This window comes from Flavobacterium ginsenosidimutans (genome assembly GCF_037478105.1).
GTDB classification, from domain to species: Bacteria; Bacteroidota; Bacteroidia; order Flavobacteriales; family Flavobacteriaceae; genus Flavobacterium; species Flavobacterium ginsenosidimutans.
The window spans coordinates 4821025-4837612 of the sequence record NZ_CP147988.1 but is presented as its reverse complement, the minus strand read 5'-3'; the positions used below and the strand labels follow the sequence as shown (position 1 = coordinate 4837612).

Here is a 16588-nt window from a genome sequence, read left to right as displayed (position 1 = left end):
TGGGTTTTAAATTATCCGCCTATAGAGATTTTATAAATAAGAATATATTTTGAAGAGTCATTTTTAATCAGATTATTAATGACAGAAGGGCTGGTTTCAATTTCTGAAATGATGAAAATGTATTGCAACTTTTCAAAGCCAGAGAAAGAATTTAGATCGATAGATTTATTTAAATCTGATGACTTCTCAATTTTAATCGTGGCAATTTCAATATTGTTTTTTAAAGACACAGAAGTATTTAGACTATTGATTGAGTTCATATCTGTAAATAAGACAGTAGGCTGATCGCCATAAACGTTTATTTCCCCCGACGAAGAATAAACCGCCGACTGTAAATCATACAGAAGATGCTTGACGTGGCTAAGCTTAGAATTCTGACCAGAGTTTTCTAAGTTTGTTAAGTACGAATCCACATTCTCACTTTGAGCAAATGAAAAAGTTGTTATCAAAAAAAACAGCAGGAAAAAAATGCTCTTTTTGAAGATATTTCTTTTCGAGAAAAAAATATACTTACAATTGTTTACAAATTTTACTGCTTTTTCAAGAGTAGATTTAGTTTTCATAACTTAAGATTTTGTTTTAAAGTATTTATGAAATTTTAACAGAATCAAAGTTATATTAGAGTTTTTCTAATTATATTTTTTTATCTGTAACTAACCTAAAAACTCGTTAAAGTGTTCGTTTTTTATTAAAATTTCCGTCGAAAACGATTTTTTTTAACTTTAAAAAGCAAAAAATATCGTCTTAAAATTTTGACTTTTTGTCTAAAATGGAAACTTTTTAAACTGGCTAAATAATTAATAATCAAGTATTTGGTTAAAATTTTACGAAATTGCAAAATATCGATCAAATACTTATTTTATAGATGAAGTACATAAAACACAAATTTTGAAGATTATTTTTTTTTAACTTTTTGTGTTTTGCGAATAATTCATTCTTGTTAAAATTTAGATATAATGTTAACAGAAATAAAAAATAGAAAAGGTTTAAAATAACTTTTGTAAATTAGAACTTATTTAAAAAAAGAACCTCCAAATCAGGGTTTTAAAAAATTGATGCTTATGAAAAATCTCATTTTAATACGTCATGCCAAATCAAGTTGGGAAGCACCATTAAAAGATTTCGATCGTCCTTTAATGAAGAGAGGAATTTTAGATGCGCATGATGTTTCATTAAATATTTCTAAATATCTTCCAAAGACTTATATTATCTGGAGTAGTACTGCAGCGAGAGCTTCAGAAACGGCTTTGATTTTTGCTCAAAACATTTCTTACCCCATAGAAAGTATCGTTTACAGAGACGATCTTTACACTTTTGACGAAAAACAATTAGAAAAAGTTATCAAATCGTGTGATAATAGTTTTGAAAGCGTTATTCTTTTTGGACATAACGAGGCTATTACAAATTTTGTTAATAAATTTGGGGATGTTTTTATAGAAAATGTTCCAACTTCGGGATTTGTGTCATTGCGATTTGACTCTGACAGCTGGGATGCAATCAATAAAGGCAAAACACATAAAACTATTTTCCCCAAAGATTTAAAATAATAACAGTGTACGAACAGAAATATATCGATAGAGAAAAAAGCTGGTTAGCGTTTAATGCAAGAGTTCTTCAGGAAGCTGGAGATAATACGGTTCCTCTTTTAGACAGACTCCGTTTTGTTGGAATTTTTTCAAACAATTTAGATGAATTTTTTAGAGTTCGGTACGCAGCCATTCGACGATTAAGTCTCTCTGGTATTTCTGGCGAAAAATATTTAGGTGGTATTTCTGCTCATCAATTAATTAAGGATATTACCGAAATCGTAATTCAGCAGCAATCTGAAAGTTTACGTATTTTAGGAAATATCGAAACAGAGCTTGAAGCTGAAAACATCTTTATTATAAACGAAACTCAAATTACCCCAAAACAAGAATGTTTTTTGAAGGACTTTTATAATCAAAAATTAAGTCCAGAATTGGTAACCATTATTTTGAATGATTTAGCTGTTTTTCCAATTCTAAAAGATACATTAGGTTATTTGGCAGTTCGTTTAGAATTGGCTAATGAAGAAGTTCGTTATGCTTTAATCGAAATTCCGAAAACTATAAATCGTTTTGTAGTTCTTCCTTCTGAAGACGAAAAACAATATGTAATCTTAATTGATGATGTTATCCGTTTCAAACTGAAAAACATCTTTAATATATTTGATTATAAGAGTGTTTCGGCACACATGATCAAAATTACTCGTGACGCCCAATTAGACATCGATAGCGATTTGAGTAAAAGTATGCTCGAAAAAATTGCTTCATCGGTAAAAGACCGTAGAATTGGAGAGCCAGTTCGTTTTATTTATGATAGTTTAATTGAAGATGACACGCTTCATTTCTTCTTAGATAAAATGAAAATTGTAGAAACAGATAGTATAATTCCGGGTGGAAGATACCACAATCGTCGTGATTATATGAGTTTTCCAAATTTAGGACGTTACGATTTATTATATAAACCAAACGAACCAATGCCGGTTCCAGGGTTGAGTTTGGAAGGAAGTATTTTAGAAAAAATCTCTAAAAAAGATTATTTAGTTCACGCCCCATACCAATCATTTTCATATTTGACAAAATTTTTGCGTGAAGCAGCTTTAGATCCAAAAGTAACAAGTATTAAAATTACTTTATATCGTTTGGCAAAGAATTCGCAAATTATCAGTTCGCTAATTAATGCTGCCAAAAACGGAAAAAGAGTAGTGGTTCAGATCGAACTTCAAGCGCGTTTTGATGAGGCTTCGAATATTTCGTACGCAGAACAAATGCAGACAGAAGGAATTGAACTTATTTTTGGAATTAAAGGCCTTAAAGTACACAGTAAAATTTGTGTTATAGAAAGATTGGAAGAAGGTAAAAACCGTCGTTACGGATTTATTTCTACCGGAAACTTCAACGAATCAACAGCTAAAATTTATACCGATGTAACACTTTTAACTTGCCATCAAGGTATTTTAAAAGATACATCAAAAATATTTGAGTTTTTTGATATCAATTATAGAGTTCACAGATACAAACATTTAATCGTATCGCCACATTATACAAGAAGCAAATTTATAAAGCTGATTGACCGCGAAATTCTTCATGCTTTGGCTGGCAGAAAAACGCACATAAAATTAAAAATGAATAGTTTGTCTGATTTTAAAATGATCGATAAATTATATGAAGCAAGTAACGCAGGAGTAAAAATCCAACTTCAAGTAAGAGGAATTTGCTCTCTAATTCCAGGAATTCCGGGAATGAGCGAAAACATCGAAGCGATAAGTATCGTTGATAATTATTTAGAACATTCAAGAGTTTATATTTTTGGAAATGCAGGGTTAACCGAAGTTTATATTTCTTCTGCCGATTTCATGACAAGAAATTTAGATGGAAGAGTTGAGGTAACTTGTCCAATTTATGACCTTGAAATTAAAAAAGAATTAATTGATAATTTCAACATTGCCTGGAAAGGAAATGTAAAAGTGAGATATCATTCGTATAAATTAGATAATAAGTATAAGCCAAAGAACAATCATGCCCCGTTTAGAGCACAATTTGAGACCTATAAATATTATCAGAATAAAGTAGCAGCGCTAGAAGAGGTTCCTCAAAAAGTAAATTAATAATTAAAACCAATTTCAAATCATAAAGTGAGTATGATTAATATTAGGAAGTTTGCAGCAATAGATATCGGTTCGAATGCCATGAGGCTTTTGATAGCTAACGTTGTAGAACAAGAAGGAAAAGAACCACAGTTTAATAAAAGTTCCCTCGTTCGTGTACCAATTCGTTTAGGACAAGATGCCTTTACGGTTGGAGAAATTTCACCAGAAAATATCGATCGAATGGTTGATGCAATGAAAGCATTCAATCTTTTGATGAAAGTACATAAAGTTGAGCGTTATATGGCATTTGCAACTTCTGCAATGCGCGAAGCATATAATGCTAAAGAAGTCGTGGCTTTAATTAAGAAAAAAGCCGACATAAAAATCGAGATTATTGATGGTAAAAAAGAAGCAGCAATTATCGCTTCAACAGATTTGCATCATTTAATTAAATCTGACGAAACCTATCTTTTTGTCGATGTTGGTGGTGGAAGTACCGAGTTTACATTATTTTCAGATGGAAAAATGATTACTTCACGATCTTTCAAAGCAGGTACCGTTCGTTTGTTGAACAATATGGTTCATGATGTCGTTTGGGATGAAATCGAAAAATGGATTAAAACCAACACAGCAGATTACGATGAGGTAACGCTTATAGGTTCTGGAGGAAACATTAACAAATTGTTTAAAATGTCTGGAAAACAGCAGGAAAAACCGCTTTCGTATATTTATGTTAACTCGCAGTACGCATTTTTAAACTCTTTGACTTATGAGCAGAGAATTGCCGAATTAGGTTTAAACTCTGACCGTGCCGACGTAATTATCCACGCAACTCGTATCTATTTGAATGCGATGAAATGGAGTGGAGCACGCCAGATTTATGTTCCAAAAATTGGACTTTCTGATGGTATCGTAAAAGCGATGTATTACGGTAAAATTTAATTTTCTTATTTTTTTATAAATGAATAAAGGTAGGCTTGAAGCTTTTAGTGATGGTGTTTTAGCAATCATTATCACGATTATGATTTTAGAAATTAAAGTCCCTCACGGAAACGAATTCGCTGATTTGAAGCCTTTAATTCCTAAATTTCTAAGCTATGTTTTGAGTTTTATTTATGTTGGAATTTATTGGAACAACCATCACTATTTACTTCATGGTTTATCTAAAGTAAACGGAAAAATACTTTGGAGCAATTTGCATTTGTTGTTCTGGTTATCCCTAATTCCAGTTTCTACAGGTTGGGTTGGAGAACATAATTTTGAAAAAGCCCCTTTAGCATTGTATGGAATTATTTTGCTGGGATGTGCAGTAGCTTATATTATTCTGCAGAAAATGGTTTTAGATGTAGAAGGTATAAATTCGCCTTTACGAAAAGCTATTGGTAAAGATGTAAAAGGTAAAGTTTCTGCAGTTCTGAATGTTATTGGAATTGTTTCCTCATTTTACAATCAATGGATTTCTGGTGCTTGTTATGTTATCGTGGCTTTAATTTGGCTTGTTCCGGATAAAAGAATCGAAAGAGTTTTTTCTTAAATATTGATTTATAATAGTAAAAATGAAAACCGTTTTTCAGTCTGTTCAAGATTTTTCTGAGGAAGAATTAAATCTTTTAGATGATTTAATTACATTTCGTACGTTGAAAAAAGGAGAACTTCTATTAACTGAAAACCAGATTTGTAATGAAATAGTATTTATAAAAAAAGGAATTCTTCGTTCTTTTTTTGTCAATCATAAAGGCGATGAAATCACAAATTGTTTTGCTTTTGAAAATGAATTTATGGCATCTTTTGCCAGCTTTATTACTGAAGAAAAAGCAGAAGAAAATATTCAGGCTCTAACCGAAACAGAATTGCAGATTCTGGATCGGAAAGCATTGGAAAAGCTTTATAAATCAGGATTCAATTGGCAGGAAACGGGTCGAAAATTGACCGAGTTAGAATTTGTAAATCTGCATAAAAGAATGGTTTCTTTTCAGAAATTGTCTGGAGCAGAACGTTACGAAGAATTGTATCAGAATCATCAAAAATACATACAGTTAATTCCGATGCAATATTTAGCTTCTTATTTAGGAATTACCCCAAGACATTTAAGCCGAATTCGTAAAGCTGTTTTATAAACTTTGAATTTTTGTTTCACGCAGATTTAAAATGATTTAAGTAGATTTTTTTTAATTCTATTTATTCTGATATTAAAATCTGCGCAAATCTTGACAGTCTTCAAAATCTGCTTTATCGGCAAAATCTGCTTGAAAAAAAAGAATAGGACATTTGTCCTATAAAAGAAAATGTACTAATAGTATTTTTGGAAAAACATTGATATGAAAAAAATACTGATTGTAAACGGACATCCAAATGCAGAAAGCTTCAATTTTGGAATTGCAGAATCTTATAAAAATGGAGCCATTGCTTCAGGCGCAAAAGTAGAAACCATTACAATTGCCGATTTAAAATTCAATCCAAATCTTCAATTTGGATATCAAAAACGTACAGATTTAGAACCAGATCTTCTAGAGGCTTGGCAAAAAATACAAAATGCAGAACATCTAGTTTGGATTCATCCCGTTTGGTGGGGCGGACTTCCTGCAATTACAAAAGGTTTTATCGATCGTTTATTTCTTCCTGGAATGGCATTTCAGTATCGCGAAAATTCAGTTTGGTGGGATAAATTACTAAAAGGTAAAACAGCACATATTATTACAACTTTAGATCAGCCAAGCTGGTATTATCGTTTGTTTTTTGGAAGACCTAGCGTGAATCAATTAAAGAAATCTACTTTAGAATTTTGCGGTGTAAAACCGGTTAAAGTAAGTTATATTGGAATTGTAAAAGGTTCTAATGAAGAACAACGAAAAAAATGGCTAGATAAAGTCTATAATTTCGGGTTCAAAAATAAATAATTGGAGTAATTATTTAGTAACACGAAACAGAAAAAAATAGCATAAAAAAGAAAAATTCGTGAATTTGTGGCTATTAAAAAAAAATTAATCCTTCAAATCCAATCCAAATGTAGAACGCAAAAGCTCGATGTTTGGATTGATTTCCAAGAAACGATTGTATCGATCTTGGTTGTTGTAAGTTCTTTTCGTTTCAGCCTGTTCATTTACAATTACTTCAATTGTAATATCGTGATTATGTAAATGGCCTTTTAAATGCCCTAACAAACCATTCATCTGACTTTCAAATTCTAGTTTCGATCCTTCATTTGGCAATTCATAAGAAATTGTTGTTCCGTTCAGAACAGGATCACTAATCAATAGAATCGATTCCATGATCTTGAGACCTTTTTGACCTAAACGTTCGGCATATTTGTTCCAATGAAGACGCATATCGGTTTCGTTAAACTCTTCGGTCGGTAAAACAGAAGATGGCTTAACATACGATTTACTGCTTGCTTCTAATTCTTTTTTCTTACGGATACTGGCAAGAGAAAAAGCTGAAACTTTTGGAGAACCACTTGTATCTATTTTAGGAGTCTCCTGAGCCTGAACTATTGGAGTTTCAGCTGGAGTTTGAACTGTGTTTGGAGTATTTACAACAGCAGTATTAGTAGCATTGCTATTTGCATTTTCTTCCGAACTTGTTTGTGCTTTTGTATTTTGATTTTCTTTGCTTGGACTTACAACTTCAACAATAGAAAAGCTTCCATTTTTATAATAAGTTGGCGGAATTATGAATTGCTCAGCTTTTTTTTTTCTCCATCAAAGTTGATAGAGGCTAATTGCATCAAACATAATTCAACTAAAAGTCGTTGATTCTGACTTAATTTGTATTTTAAATCGCAGTCATTTGCAAGGTCAATTCCTTTCAATAAAAATTCCTGAGAACATTTTTGAGATTGAACCGCATACATTTGCTGAGCTTGTTCTCCAACTTCTAATAAAGCAATAGTCGAAGGAGTTTTACTCACTAATAAATCTCTAAAATGCGATGCTAGACCAGCAATAAAATGATGTCCGTCAAAACCTTTAGCAAGAATATCATTGTATGCTACTAAAAGATCTGGAATTTTATTTTCTAGAATTAAATCGGTAACAGTAATATAAGTTTCGTAATCTAAAACGTTTAGGTTTTCGGTTACGGCTTGACGAGTTAAGTTTGTTCCGCAGTAAGAAACTACACGGTCAAAAATTGACAAAGCATCACGCATTGCACCATCTGCTTTTTGAGCAATAATGTGCAGTGCATCATCTTCAAAAACGATTCCTTGACTTTCAGCAACATCAGCTAAATGTTCTTTAGCATCTTTTACCGTAATTCTTTTGAAATCAAAAATCTGACAGCGAGATAAAATCGTAGGAAGGATTTTGTGTTTTTCTGTTGTTGCTAAAATGAAAATAGCATGTTTTGGCGGTTCTTCTAACGTTTTAAGAAAAGCATTAAAAGCTGCCGAAGACAACATATGGACCTCGTCAATGATATATACTTTGTATTGTCCAGTTTGTGGCGGGATTCGAACCTGATCGATAAGGTTACGAATATCATCAACCGAGTTGTTTGAAGCAGCATCTAGCTCAAAAACGTTAAATGCAAAATCTTCTGTAGGGTCGTCATATCCAGGCTGATTTATTTTTCTAGCCAAGATACGCGCACAAGTAGTTTTACCAACTCCACGCGGTCCTGTAAATAAAAGAGCAGAAGCTAAGTGATTGGTTTCAATAGCATTCAACAAAGTGTTTGTAATGGCTTTTTGTCCCACAACATCCTTAAAGGTCTGCGGGCGATATTTACGTGCCGATACTACAAATTGTTCCATATTCTTTTTTATTCGATAGCAAATATAGTCTGAAAATTACCAAATCACAAATCTGAAAATCATAAAACTTTTAGAAGCTTTTTGAGTAGATTGAGTTTGAGTTCCTAACGTTATATTTTATATAAAAAGACGTTTTTATTTATTCTTTTACTGGAAAACTTATAAAATCCGTAACAATATCATATAATCTTTTGATAGTTAATCTATTTAATTTTAAAAAAGTAATTATTAAAAGAGATTATCATGAAAATCAGATCAATTTTATTAGGAACGGGACTTGCGATTTCTTTAATAGCTTGTGCTCCAAAAGATGCAGAAATTGAAAAAGCAATCAGTGAAAAATTAAGCGATACTCCAGAAATTCAAGTTACAGTTCATGAAGGTGTTGCCACTATTACAGGAACTTGTGATGATGAAAACTTCAAAAAAAATATCGAAAAAAGTGTTCGAGCAACCAAAGGCGTAAAATCTGTTGTGAACACCTGCGAAATTAAAAGAGCAAATCAAGAGCCAGCCGCAGCTACTGTTGTAATTAATTCAGATACCGATTTGGATAAAGCTGTCAGTAAAGTAGTTGATGCTTATGATGGTGTTAGCGCAACTGTTGTTGGAGGTGTTGTTACACTTTCGGGAGAAATTGCAAAAGATAGATTGCAGCCTTTAATACAAAGTATTCAAGAATTGCATCCCAAGAAAGTAGACAATAAATTAACTATTAAATAGGGCGGTTATGAGTTTGCAAGATAAATACAGAGAGGTAGTAAATTTAGCATCCGAAATTGGAATTGTTAATTTGCTGGTAAGAGAACACGATAATGTGCTCTATATTGATGGTACAGCTAAATCGGCTTCTGATAAGGAAAAACTTTGGAATGCGTACGAAAAAATTGATCCTGAATACAGATCGGCAGATGTTGTAATGAATATTGCAGTTACAGAAGGTGCAACAAAAGAATATATTGTGAAAGGAGGGGATTCGCTATCTAAAATTGCTGCGGCTTACGGTATTTCTTGGAAAGATATTTTTGAAGCGAATAAAGACATTATCTCAAATCCAGACTTGATTAAACCTGGCTGGAAGTTAAAAATACCAACAGCATAATTTTACATATGTTGTGTTATAAAAAGTCTGTCTTAATGATGGACTTTTTTGTTGTGATTTTATGTCATTACAAGGAACAAATTAATTAAGTTAATTATGAATAATTACCAATTTTTGGTAACTTTACATTGTTAAAAGAAAAAGTTATGGGAAGAAATACTTCAATATCGCTTGGAAATCATTTTGAAAATTTCATTGAAAATAGTCTTTCAGACGGAAGATATAAGAATGCTAGTGAAGTTGTTAGGGCAGGATTAAGACTTTTGGAAGAAGAAGAAAGTAAATTGATTGTTTTAAAAAAAGCAATTCAGGATGGAGTTAATAGTGGACGTGCCGAAAATTTTGATCCGAAAGAACAGCTTAAAAGTTTAAAAGCAAAGAGAAAAAATGGCTAAATATTATTTGACAAATAAAGCTGTTGAAGATTTAGCTGATATTTGGAATTATACTTTTGATGAATGGTCAGAAAAACAAGCCGATAAGTATTATTTATTACTTTTAGATTCGTGTCAGGAAGTTGCTGAAAATCCTAATCTTGGAAAGAAATACGATAATGTTACAGAAAAATTATTGGGTTATAAATCTAACGAACACATTTTATTTTATCAGATTATTTCAAAGGGAGAAATTGAAATTATAAGAATTCTTCATGGAAGAATGGATTTGAAAAGTAAATTTTGATAACGTTTTATGTCATTCCTAGAAAGGTTTGAATTCCGTTTCTAGGAATGGCATAGATTATTGAATAATTTTTTTGTTCTCATTTTTTTACTTGATTTTCTAACGTCCTCTAATACTTAAATCAAATAAAAATTTTGCTGTCTCCTGATCTGAATCGGCTGAAAAGCCAGCAACATAAACTCCTTTTTTGCCAGAAGTCGATTTAATTCCGTATACAACTGCCTCATCTGCTGGGTCCGAATTCCCCTCGTATCGATACACATGTACAATTTCAAATTTTTCAGGATTTTTTTTAATCGCATCAGCATTTCGATTAAAATCGCATGTAAATCCTTTTTCATTCAATTGATCTAAAGCTTTTGAAACAGTTGCGTAATGATACATTCTTTTCATGATAAACTGAATTTATTAATAATAGATTTCTAAAGATAACTATTTTAAAATTAAAAAGTTAGCGTGAAAGTCATAAAATCTGAAATTTAAAATCATTATTGTTAGTTCATAAATCGCTACTTTTGCAGCGCAGACCGCCTTATCGTCGTCCCGATTCATCGGGAGGGAGGAAAGTCCGGACACCATAGAGAAGCATAGCGGGTAACGCCCGTCGGTTCCGAAAGGGATTAGGACAAGTGCAGCAGAAAGTATGTACAGGTAATGCTGTAGTGAAACCAGGTAAACTCTATGCGGTGAAATACCAAGTATATCGGCATTTAAGGGCTTCTCGTTCGTTGCCGAAGGGTAGGTAGATTGAGTCCATCAGTAATGGTGGATCTAGATAAATGATAAGGTATTGTCTTGTTGCAAAACCAGACAAGAACAGAATCCGGCTTACAGGTCTGCATTTTTTATATATTTGTGAAACTATCTAATCATTTTTTCATGAATATAACCACTCCAAATCCTTCTCCTAAAACCAAGAAAAGTCTTTCCCATTCAGTATTGACGAATCTCACTTTTTGGGTTTTAATTGCCATTATTGCTGGCATTTTACTTGGACATTTTTCGCCAGAAAATGGCGTAAAAATGGAATTTCTAGGGAAGAAGTTCATTCAGCTAATTTCCCTTTTTATTGGCCCAATTATTTTCTTGACTATTGTTTTAGGAATTTCAGGAATGGGAAATCTAAAGAAAGTGGGAAGAATTGGCGTTAAAGCTTTGGCTTATTTTGAAGTAGTTTCGACTGTTGCACTGGCAATTGGCGTTGCAGTTGCCTATATTTTTAAACCAGGAAAAATTGATAAATCAGGTTTAACTTTTGGCGATGCTAGTCAATATACAAAAGGTGCTTCTGAACATTTTTCGTGGTTGCAGTTTTTCTTGTCTAATTTTACGTTACAAGTTTTGCTCGCTGCAATTGTCTGCGGAATCGCCTTGAATTTCTATCAAAAAAGAGAACAGACCATTTTGGTTTTAGAGCGATTTTCGAAAGTCGTTTTTACGGCTTTAAAATATGTAATGTATCTGGCGCCAATTGGAGCTTTTGGCGGAATGGCCTATACAATTGGTAAATTTGGTTTAGCAACTTTAATTCCGTTAGGAAAATTGATGCTTTGCGTTTATTTGACGATGGCACTTTTTGTGTTTCTTGTTTTAGGAAGTATTTTGAGATATTATAAAATCAGTATTTTTTCGATTTTAAAATATATAAAAGAAGAACTTTTATTGGTTTTAGGAACTTCATCTTCTGAAGCGGCTTTACCAAGTATTATGGTCAAACTGGAAAGAATGGGTTGCAGTAAATCGGTTGTAGGATTGGTGATTCCAACAGGTTATTCTTTTAACCTCGATGGAACTTCGATTTATCTTTCGATGTCGGTACTTTTCATCGCGCAATTGTATGATGTGCATTTAAGTTTTTTTGAAATTCTAACTGTAATCGGAATTTTGATGATTACTTCGAAAGGTGCGGCAGGAGTTACAGGAAGCGGATTTATTGTTTTAGCTTCGACTTTAACAGCGTTGCATAAAATACCAGTTGAAGGTTTGGCGTTCTTATTGGGAGTTGATAAATTTATGAGCGAAGCCAGAGCAATTACCAATTTGATTGGAAATACTGTGGCGACAATCATCATTTCGAAAACAGAAAGAGATTTTACAGAATTAAATTTGAATCCAGTTTTAGAGGAATAGTTTTGTTTTAGCCACGAAGACACAAAGGCGGTACGTTTTTGTTTTTCCTTTGGGCTTAAAATTACTTTACTAGATTCAAAAAAACTTTACGACTTAGCGCCTTCGTGGCATTAATTAAATTATCATGAAAACAAGAATAGGAATTTTAGGGCTTGGTGGCGTAGGAGGTTACTTTGGTGGACTTTTAGCGAAAGCATATAAAAGCATTGATAATGTAGAGATTATTTTTATTGCACGTGGCGAAACACAAAAAGCCATTACAGAAAGCGGATTGAAAATTGTTACGGACGAAACCGAAACAGTTGTTTTTCCAGATTTGGTTTCTAATAATCCAGAAGAAATTGGAATTTTAGATTATTTGATTTGCGCTACCAAAACATACGATATTGAAGAAAGTTTGACTTCTTTAAAAGATTGTGTAAAAGCGGAAACAGTATTTCTGCCATTATATAATGGTGTCGATGCACAAGAAAGAATTAAAAAAATATTTCCTAAAAATGAAGTGCTTCAGGGCTGTGTTTATATCGTTTCGATGATTTTTTCACCAGGAACAATACGTAAGATTGGTTTTTACGAAAAAGTATTTTTTGGATCAAAAACGACTCCTTTTGCCGTTTTAGAAGAATTGCATATTATTTTTGAAAAAGCAAAAATAGAAAGCTACTTGGTTGAAAATATTGAAGAAACCGTTTGGGAAAAGTTCATTTTTATTTCTGCATTAGCTTCTGCCACTTCTTACTTGAATCAGAATATTGGACAGATTTTAAGTAATTCTGAATCTAAAGTAACGTATATAGAATTGCTTCACGAAATTGAAGATGTAGCGAGAGCGAAAGGCTTAAAACTGCCACATGATATTGTTGCTCAATCTGTTGTAAAATTGGAAAAATCGCCAAAAGAAGCAACATCATCTATGCACAGGGATTTACTTGCAGGAAAGAATACAGAAGTAATTTCGCTTACACAATTTGTAGTAAACGAAGGAAAAAAGTATGGATTAAAAACACCGCTTTACGAAAAAATTGCTGCAATTTTAATGAAGTAATACAAATGCAAAACACATAGAAACATAAAACTAAATTATTTGAAAAGCTTGCTTTCAGACTTGGTAATTTGATTGCCAATTTAAGTGAAACGACTTTTCAATTATAAGTTTATATCTCTATGTGTTTCTAAAATGTTTAGGTCTAAGATTCGTCTTTTGTTGTACGTACCAAACTAATTCCAGAAGTAAAAAATACGATTCCTAATATTCCGTAAATAATTAATGATTTTATATCTCTGGTTTCGCCCGATGTATCAGCAAAAATCACGGCCGTATAAATAAGTCCTACAATTCCGAGAATCGTTAATAATCCTCCGAAAAATCTTTTTAGGTTCATGATTGTTAGATTTAAAAGTTTATAACAAAGTTATACTCTAGAACCTTACATGTTGTTATACAATTGTTTATGAAAATTATATGATTTCAAGGATAGAATTGTAAGAAAATAAAACTGAGTTTGAGAATTTCGCATGGTTTAATTGTTATTTTTGCCTCAACTAACCAATTGATATAATGACAAAAAACTACTTTTTATTACTCTTATTTATTATTCCATTTAGCGCAGTTCAAGCGCAAGAAGAAGCTCCAGTTTCCGTTGCTAAAAATCAATTTAAAATCAATTTGCTATTTCCTGGTTTCGTTTATGAACACGGATTTTCAGAAAAAAACACACTTTATTCTGAGGTTGCTTTGGGTATAGGCTATAGTTACAATGACTATTATGGAGAATCAAATACTTATATTGCTCCATTAATTACAGAACAATTTCGCCATTATTATAATTTACAAAAAAGAGCAAATAAAGGTAAAAGAACAGAGCGCAATTCTGGAAATTATTTAGCATTAAATGCTACTTACTATTTCAAACCTCTTACAGGGAATTCAGAGCATTTTAATTATGTCCCCTCAACTGCAGTTGCGGTGCTTTGGGGATTGCAACGTACTTATAAAGGAAGATTTAATTTAGAATTTAGTGTTGGTCCCGGAGTTCAATTTGACAAATACGAAACTCAATTTATTCCTGCCGGAAACTTTACTTTAGGTTGGGTAATTGGAAAATAATTCTCCTATTAAAATAGAAAAACCTTGACGAATCAAGGTTTTTCTATTTTAAATTCTAAGCCAATATTGCGAACACTTTCGATCTTAATTTTTGGATCAGAATTGAAATATTTTCTAAGCCTGCTGATAAAAACATCCATACTTCGACCTGAGAAATAATCGTCTTTTTTCCATACCGACATTAAAATTTGATCTCTTTTTAATAACTGATTGTGATTTAGATATAAATACTCAATAAGAGAAGCTTCCATTTCTGTAAGTTGCTGAACGTGATTTTTATTATTAAGCGTTAATCGTTCATTATCAAAAATATACGAACCAATTTCAATTATATTATTTCCTTCTAAACTTCTTTTTTGATCAATTCTTTTTAAAATATTCTGTAAACGAAGAACCAATTCATCAACTTCAAAAGGTTTCGCAATATAATCGTCTGCGCCAAGTTTCAAGCCAATGATTTTGTCTTCTTTTAACTTTCTTGCAGTTAGAAAAATAAAGGGAATTTCGGGATTGATGGTAATTATTTTTTCGGCCAATGAAAACCCATCCATTTTGGGCATCATTACATCAAAAATACAAATATCAAAAGTCTGGTTTTTAAAATAGTCTAAAGCTATTTCGCCATTTTCTGCCCAGATTACTTCAAATTGATGCAGTTCTAAATATTGTTTTAAAATCGCGGCAAAATCAAAATCGTCTTCGGCTAAAAGTAATCTTTTCAAAATAAGGGAATTAAACTTTTAATAAAATAGTAAACTGAGTTCCTTTTCCTAAATCGCTAATAACGCTAATAGAACCTTGGTGCGCTTTTACGATTTGGTTAACATAATACAAACCTAATCCTAAGCCTTTTGTATTGTGAAGATTTCCTTGTTCTACACGATAAAATTTCTCAAAAAGAAGCGATTGTTTGTTTTTAGCAATACCAATTCCATCATCTTCAATGCTAATAGAAAATTGGTTTTCTACGATTTTAGTTTTTACTGTAATCGTGTTCGAACCATATTTTACAGCATTTTCTAAGACATTTAAGAAAGCCGTTGTCAAATGAAATTTGTCTAAAACCAAAATAGTTTTCTCCGTTTGAAAATCGGTTTTTAGGTTGATTTTAGGAAAAGTAATTTTAAAATCATTTATAATAGAAAGCATAAAATTTTCTATTTCGATTTTTTCTTTTTGCAATTCAATTTCATTTTCAGCCAAAGAATTTGCCATAACTTGATCAATCAAATTCTGAAGACGATTGTTCTGACGTGAAATGGTATTGACAATCGCATTGAAATTTTCGTCATTATCACGAATGTTTTTTTGCTCTAAAATCTTTGTTGAGATTCCTAAAGTTGCCAAAGGCGTTTTAAGTTCGTGTGTTATATTATTGATAAAATCGGTTTTAACATCGCTCACTTTTTTTTGTTTAATTAATCCTTTTATCGCAATTATAAAAAGACTAATCAAGGTTGTAATAGAGATAAGGGATAAAATCAAAATAATTGTCATTCGTCTTAAAATGATTATTTCCCAATCGATAACCGAAACATACATCGAATCTTCAGTCAATAATTGATATTCTTGATTTTCAAAAGTTCCGTTTGTCGTTCCAACATAATTTCGAACCAAAAAAGCTTGATTTAAAGAAGCTAAATTTCCATAAAGCTTGTTTTTTATAAATGGCTTTTCAGAGAAAATAGTGTCTACTTTTTGAGTGCTTTTATAAAGAATAAATTTGTTGAGTACAATTGCAAAATCAATTTTGAAATTTGGCAAATCCCTTTCAAATCTCCGCTGAATTTCCTTCGTTAAAGCCCTTTGAAAATCATTTTTTAAAACACCATTTTTTACGTTCAATTTGGTGTTTTTACCTTTCATATAATTTTCAGAAAGGCTTTTGTATAACGCTTCTTTTTTAGAAACTAAAACAGAATCGATATCACTGTAATCATTGGTAATCTGCGCAATTTCATTTTTGATTTGTGTATGAAACTGTGCCACTTTGTAGTCATAAGTGGTTTTTACCAAATAGCATTGCACAGCCGTCAGTACAATTAATGCGACAATAGAAAATGCGATTAGTAAATTGATTTTTTGTTTCATATCCGTTTGAAAATCTGTTTCAAAAATACAGTTTTTAGTAAACAAATAGCAGATTAACCTTGCATTAACCTACGATTAACTTTCAGAAGTAGGTTTTCAAAGCATTTTTGC

The 16588-nt window shown here is 31.9% G+C and carries 20 protein-coding genes and 1 other RNA gene; 14 read left to right on the top strand and 7 right to left on the bottom strand.

The annotated features are described in order from the left end of the window. Positions 1–11: 11 nt before the first annotated feature. Entirely contained in the window at positions 12–413 is a 402-nt protein-coding gene (locus tag V6624_RS20755) for a hypothetical protein (protein WP_162614902.1), read from the bottom strand. Positions 414–1061: 648 nt separating this feature from the next. Between V6624_RS20755 and V6624_RS20750 the strand changes: the two genes are divergently transcribed. The 6 genes from V6624_RS20750 to V6624_RS20725 all read left to right on the top strand — a co-directional run bounded on the left by V6624_RS20750 (position 1062) and on the right by V6624_RS20725 (position 6510). Beyond that, positions 1062–1547 carry a SixA phosphatase family protein gene (locus V6624_RS20750; RefSeq protein ID WP_111283496.1) on the top strand — a complete coding sequence of 162 codons (486 nt, stop codon included), beginning with the start codon at positions 1062–1064 and terminating at the stop codon, positions 1545–1547. A 5-nt stretch (positions 1548–1552) separates the two neighbouring features. After that, the gene (ppk1, locus tag V6624_RS20745) at positions 1553–3631 is read left to right on the top strand and encodes a polyphosphate kinase 1 (protein ID WP_162614903.1); all 2079 of its coding nucleotides are present in this window, start codon (positions 1553–1555) and stop codon (positions 3629–3631) included. A 33-nt stretch (positions 3632–3664) separates the two neighbouring features. Then, on the top strand, positions 3665–4555 hold the full coding sequence (locus V6624_RS20740; protein ID WP_008467933.1) for a Ppx/GppA phosphatase family protein: 891 nt from the start codon (positions 3665–3667) through the stop codon (positions 4553–4555). Between the two features lie 19 nt (positions 4556–4574). After that, positions 4575–5147, top strand: a complete 573-nt coding sequence (locus tag V6624_RS20735) for a TMEM175 family protein (protein ID WP_111283426.1) — start codon at positions 4575–4577, stop codon at positions 5145–5147. A 22-nt stretch (positions 5148–5169) separates the two neighbouring features. Beyond that, entirely contained in the window at positions 5170–5730 is a 561-nt protein-coding gene (locus tag V6624_RS20730; protein WP_338840029.1) for a Crp/Fnr family transcriptional regulator, read from the top strand. A gap of 201 nt (positions 5731–5931) precedes the next feature. Beyond that, positions 5932–6510, top strand: a complete 579-nt coding sequence (locus V6624_RS20725; RefSeq protein WP_111283430.1) for an NAD(P)H-dependent oxidoreductase — start codon at positions 5932–5934, stop codon at positions 6508–6510. An 84-nt stretch (positions 6511–6594) separates the two neighbouring features. Here the strand turns inward: V6624_RS20725 and V6624_RS20720 are convergent, their stop codons facing one another. Both V6624_RS20720 and dnaX read right to left on the bottom strand, forming a co-directional pair. Continuing rightward, positions 6595–6882 carry a DNA polymerase III gene (locus V6624_RS20720; protein WP_239455556.1) on the bottom strand — a complete coding sequence of 96 codons (288 nt, stop codon included), beginning with the start codon at positions 6880–6882 and terminating at the stop codon, positions 6595–6597. Positions 6883–7280: 398 nt separating this feature from the next. Continuing rightward, positions 7281–8366: a DNA polymerase III subunit gamma/tau gene (dnaX, locus tag V6624_RS20715; protein WP_111283434.1), complete on the bottom strand. Its 1086-nt coding sequence runs from the start codon at positions 8364–8366 to the stop codon at positions 7281–7283. A gap of 243 nt (positions 8367–8609) precedes the next feature. Here dnaX and V6624_RS20710 point away from each other — a divergent pair, with 243 nt between their 5' ends. The 4 genes from V6624_RS20710 to V6624_RS20695 all read left to right on the top strand — a co-directional run bounded on the left by V6624_RS20710 (position 8610) and on the right by V6624_RS20695 (position 10149). Next, positions 8610–9089 (top strand): BON domain-containing protein, encoded by a 480-nt coding sequence (locus tag V6624_RS20710; protein WP_338840028.1) that lies wholly within the window; start codon positions 8610–8612, stop codon positions 9087–9089. Between the two features lie 7 nt (positions 9090–9096). Further along, positions 9097–9468 (top strand): LysM peptidoglycan-binding domain-containing protein, encoded by a 372-nt coding sequence (locus V6624_RS20705; RefSeq protein ID WP_338840027.1) that lies wholly within the window; start codon positions 9097–9099, stop codon positions 9466–9468. A gap of 146 nt (positions 9469–9614) precedes the next feature. Further along, positions 9615–9863, top strand: a complete 249-nt coding sequence (locus V6624_RS20700; RefSeq protein ID WP_338840026.1) for a type II toxin-antitoxin system ParD family antitoxin — start codon at positions 9615–9617, stop codon at positions 9861–9863. Next, on the top strand, positions 9856–10149 hold the full coding sequence (locus tag V6624_RS20695) for a type II toxin-antitoxin system RelE/ParE family toxin (RefSeq protein ID WP_338840025.1): 294 nt from the start codon (positions 9856–9858) through the stop codon (positions 10147–10149). Before V6624_RS20700 ends, V6624_RS20695 begins: the two co-directional genes overlap by 8 nt. Before the next feature lie 99 nt (positions 10150–10248). On the opposite strand, the gene V6624_RS20690 is transcribed toward V6624_RS20695, so the two are convergent. Then, positions 10249–10542: a hypothetical protein gene (locus tag V6624_RS20690; RefSeq protein WP_111283442.1), complete on the bottom strand. Its 294-nt coding sequence runs from the start codon at positions 10540–10542 to the stop codon at positions 10249–10251. 126 nt (positions 10543–10668) lie between these two features. Between V6624_RS20690 and rnpB the strand changes: the two genes are divergently transcribed. The 3 genes from rnpB (at position 10669) to V6624_RS20675 (ending at position 13324) form a co-directional block, all read left to right on the top strand. Further along, an RNA gene (gene rnpB / locus V6624_RS20685) (RNase P RNA component class A) lies at positions 10669–10996 on the top strand. 32 nt (positions 10997–11028) lie between these two features. Beyond that, entirely contained in the window at positions 11029–12279 is a 1251-nt protein-coding gene (locus tag V6624_RS20680; protein WP_111283444.1) for a cation:dicarboxylate symporter family transporter, read from the top strand. 124 nt (positions 12280–12403) lie between these two features. Further along, positions 12404–13324, top strand: coding sequence for a 2-dehydropantoate 2-reductase (locus V6624_RS20675; RefSeq protein ID WP_338840024.1), 921 nt, complete (start codon positions 12404–12406; stop codon positions 13322–13324). A 142-nt stretch (positions 13325–13466) separates the two neighbouring features. Here the strand turns inward: V6624_RS20675 and V6624_RS20670 are convergent, their stop codons facing one another. Continuing rightward, positions 13467–13661: a hypothetical protein gene (locus V6624_RS20670; protein ID WP_111283448.1), complete on the bottom strand. Its 195-nt coding sequence runs from the start codon at positions 13659–13661 to the stop codon at positions 13467–13469. Between the two features lie 176 nt (positions 13662–13837). On the opposite strand from V6624_RS20670, the gene V6624_RS20665 reads away from it, so the two are divergent. Further along, a complete protein-coding gene (locus V6624_RS20665; protein WP_111283450.1) occupies positions 13838–14386 on the top strand; it encodes a hypothetical protein in 549 nt (182 codons plus the stop codon). Positions 14387–14418: 32 nt separating this feature from the next. On the opposite strand, the gene V6624_RS20660 is transcribed toward V6624_RS20665, so the two are convergent. Further along, positions 14419–15108 (bottom strand): response regulator transcription factor, encoded by a 690-nt coding sequence (locus V6624_RS20660; protein WP_111283452.1) that lies wholly within the window; start codon positions 15106–15108, stop codon positions 14419–14421. Positions 15109–15118: 10 nt separating this feature from the next. Continuing rightward, on the bottom strand, positions 15119–16477 hold the full coding sequence (locus tag V6624_RS20655) for a sensor histidine kinase (RefSeq protein WP_111283454.1): 1359 nt from the start codon (positions 16475–16477) through the stop codon (positions 15119–15121). Positions 16478–16588: the final 111 nt, after the last annotated feature.

Bases quoted from the DNA above. Each gene is read 5' to 3' on its own strand.
- V6624_RS20740 (WP_008467933.1), top strand. From the start codon at position 3,665: ATGATTAATATTAGGAAGTTTGCAGCAATAGATATCGGTTCGAATGCC.
- V6624_RS20705 (WP_338840027.1), top strand. From the start codon at position 9,097: ATGAGTTTGCAAGATAAATACAGAGAGGTAGTAAATTTAGCATCCGAA.
- V6624_RS20680 (WP_111283444.1), top strand. From the start codon at position 11,029: ATGAATATAACCACTCCAAATCCTTCTCCTAAAACCAAGAAAAGTCTT.
- V6624_RS20655 (WP_111283454.1), bottom strand. From the start codon at position 16,477: ATGAAACAAAAAATCAATTTACTAATCGCATTTTCTATTGTCGCATTA.
- V6624_RS20690 (WP_111283442.1), bottom strand. From the start codon at position 10,542: ATGAAAAGAATGTATCATTACGCAACTGTTTCAAAAGCTTTAGATCAA.
- dnaX (WP_111283434.1), bottom strand. From the start codon at position 8,366: ATGGAACAATTTGTAGTATCGGCACGTAAATATCGCCCGCAGACCTTT.
- V6624_RS20710 (WP_338840028.1), top strand. From the start codon at position 8,610: ATGAAAATCAGATCAATTTTATTAGGAACGGGACTTGCGATTTCTTTA.
- V6624_RS20730 (WP_338840029.1), top strand. From the start codon at position 5,170: ATGAAAACCGTTTTTCAGTCTGTTCAAGATTTTTCTGAGGAAGAATTA.
- V6624_RS20725 (WP_111283430.1), top strand. From the start codon at position 5,932: ATGAAAAAAATACTGATTGTAAACGGACATCCAAATGCAGAAAGCTTC.
- V6624_RS20750 (WP_111283496.1), top strand. From the start codon at position 1,062: ATGAAAAATCTCATTTTAATACGTCATGCCAAATCAAGTTGGGAAGCA.
- V6624_RS20665 (WP_111283450.1), top strand. From the start codon at position 13,838: ATGACAAAAAACTACTTTTTATTACTCTTATTTATTATTCCATTTAGC.
- V6624_RS20700 (WP_338840026.1), top strand. From the start codon at position 9,615: ATGGGAAGAAATACTTCAATATCGCTTGGAAATCATTTTGAAAATTTC.
- V6624_RS20670 (WP_111283448.1), bottom strand. From the start codon at position 13,661: ATGAACCTAAAAAGATTTTTCGGAGGATTATTAACGATTCTCGGAATT.
- V6624_RS20735 (WP_111283426.1), top strand. From the start codon at position 4,575: ATGAATAAAGGTAGGCTTGAAGCTTTTAGTGATGGTGTTTTAGCAATC.
- V6624_RS20675 (WP_338840024.1), top strand. From the start codon at position 12,404: ATGAAAACAAGAATAGGAATTTTAGGGCTTGGTGGCGTAGGAGGTTAC.
- V6624_RS20720 (WP_239455556.1), bottom strand. From the start codon at position 6,882: ATGGAATCGATTCTATTGATTAGTGATCCTGTTCTGAACGGAACAACA.
- V6624_RS20695 (WP_338840025.1), top strand. From the start codon at position 9,856: ATGGCTAAATATTATTTGACAAATAAAGCTGTTGAAGATTTAGCTGAT.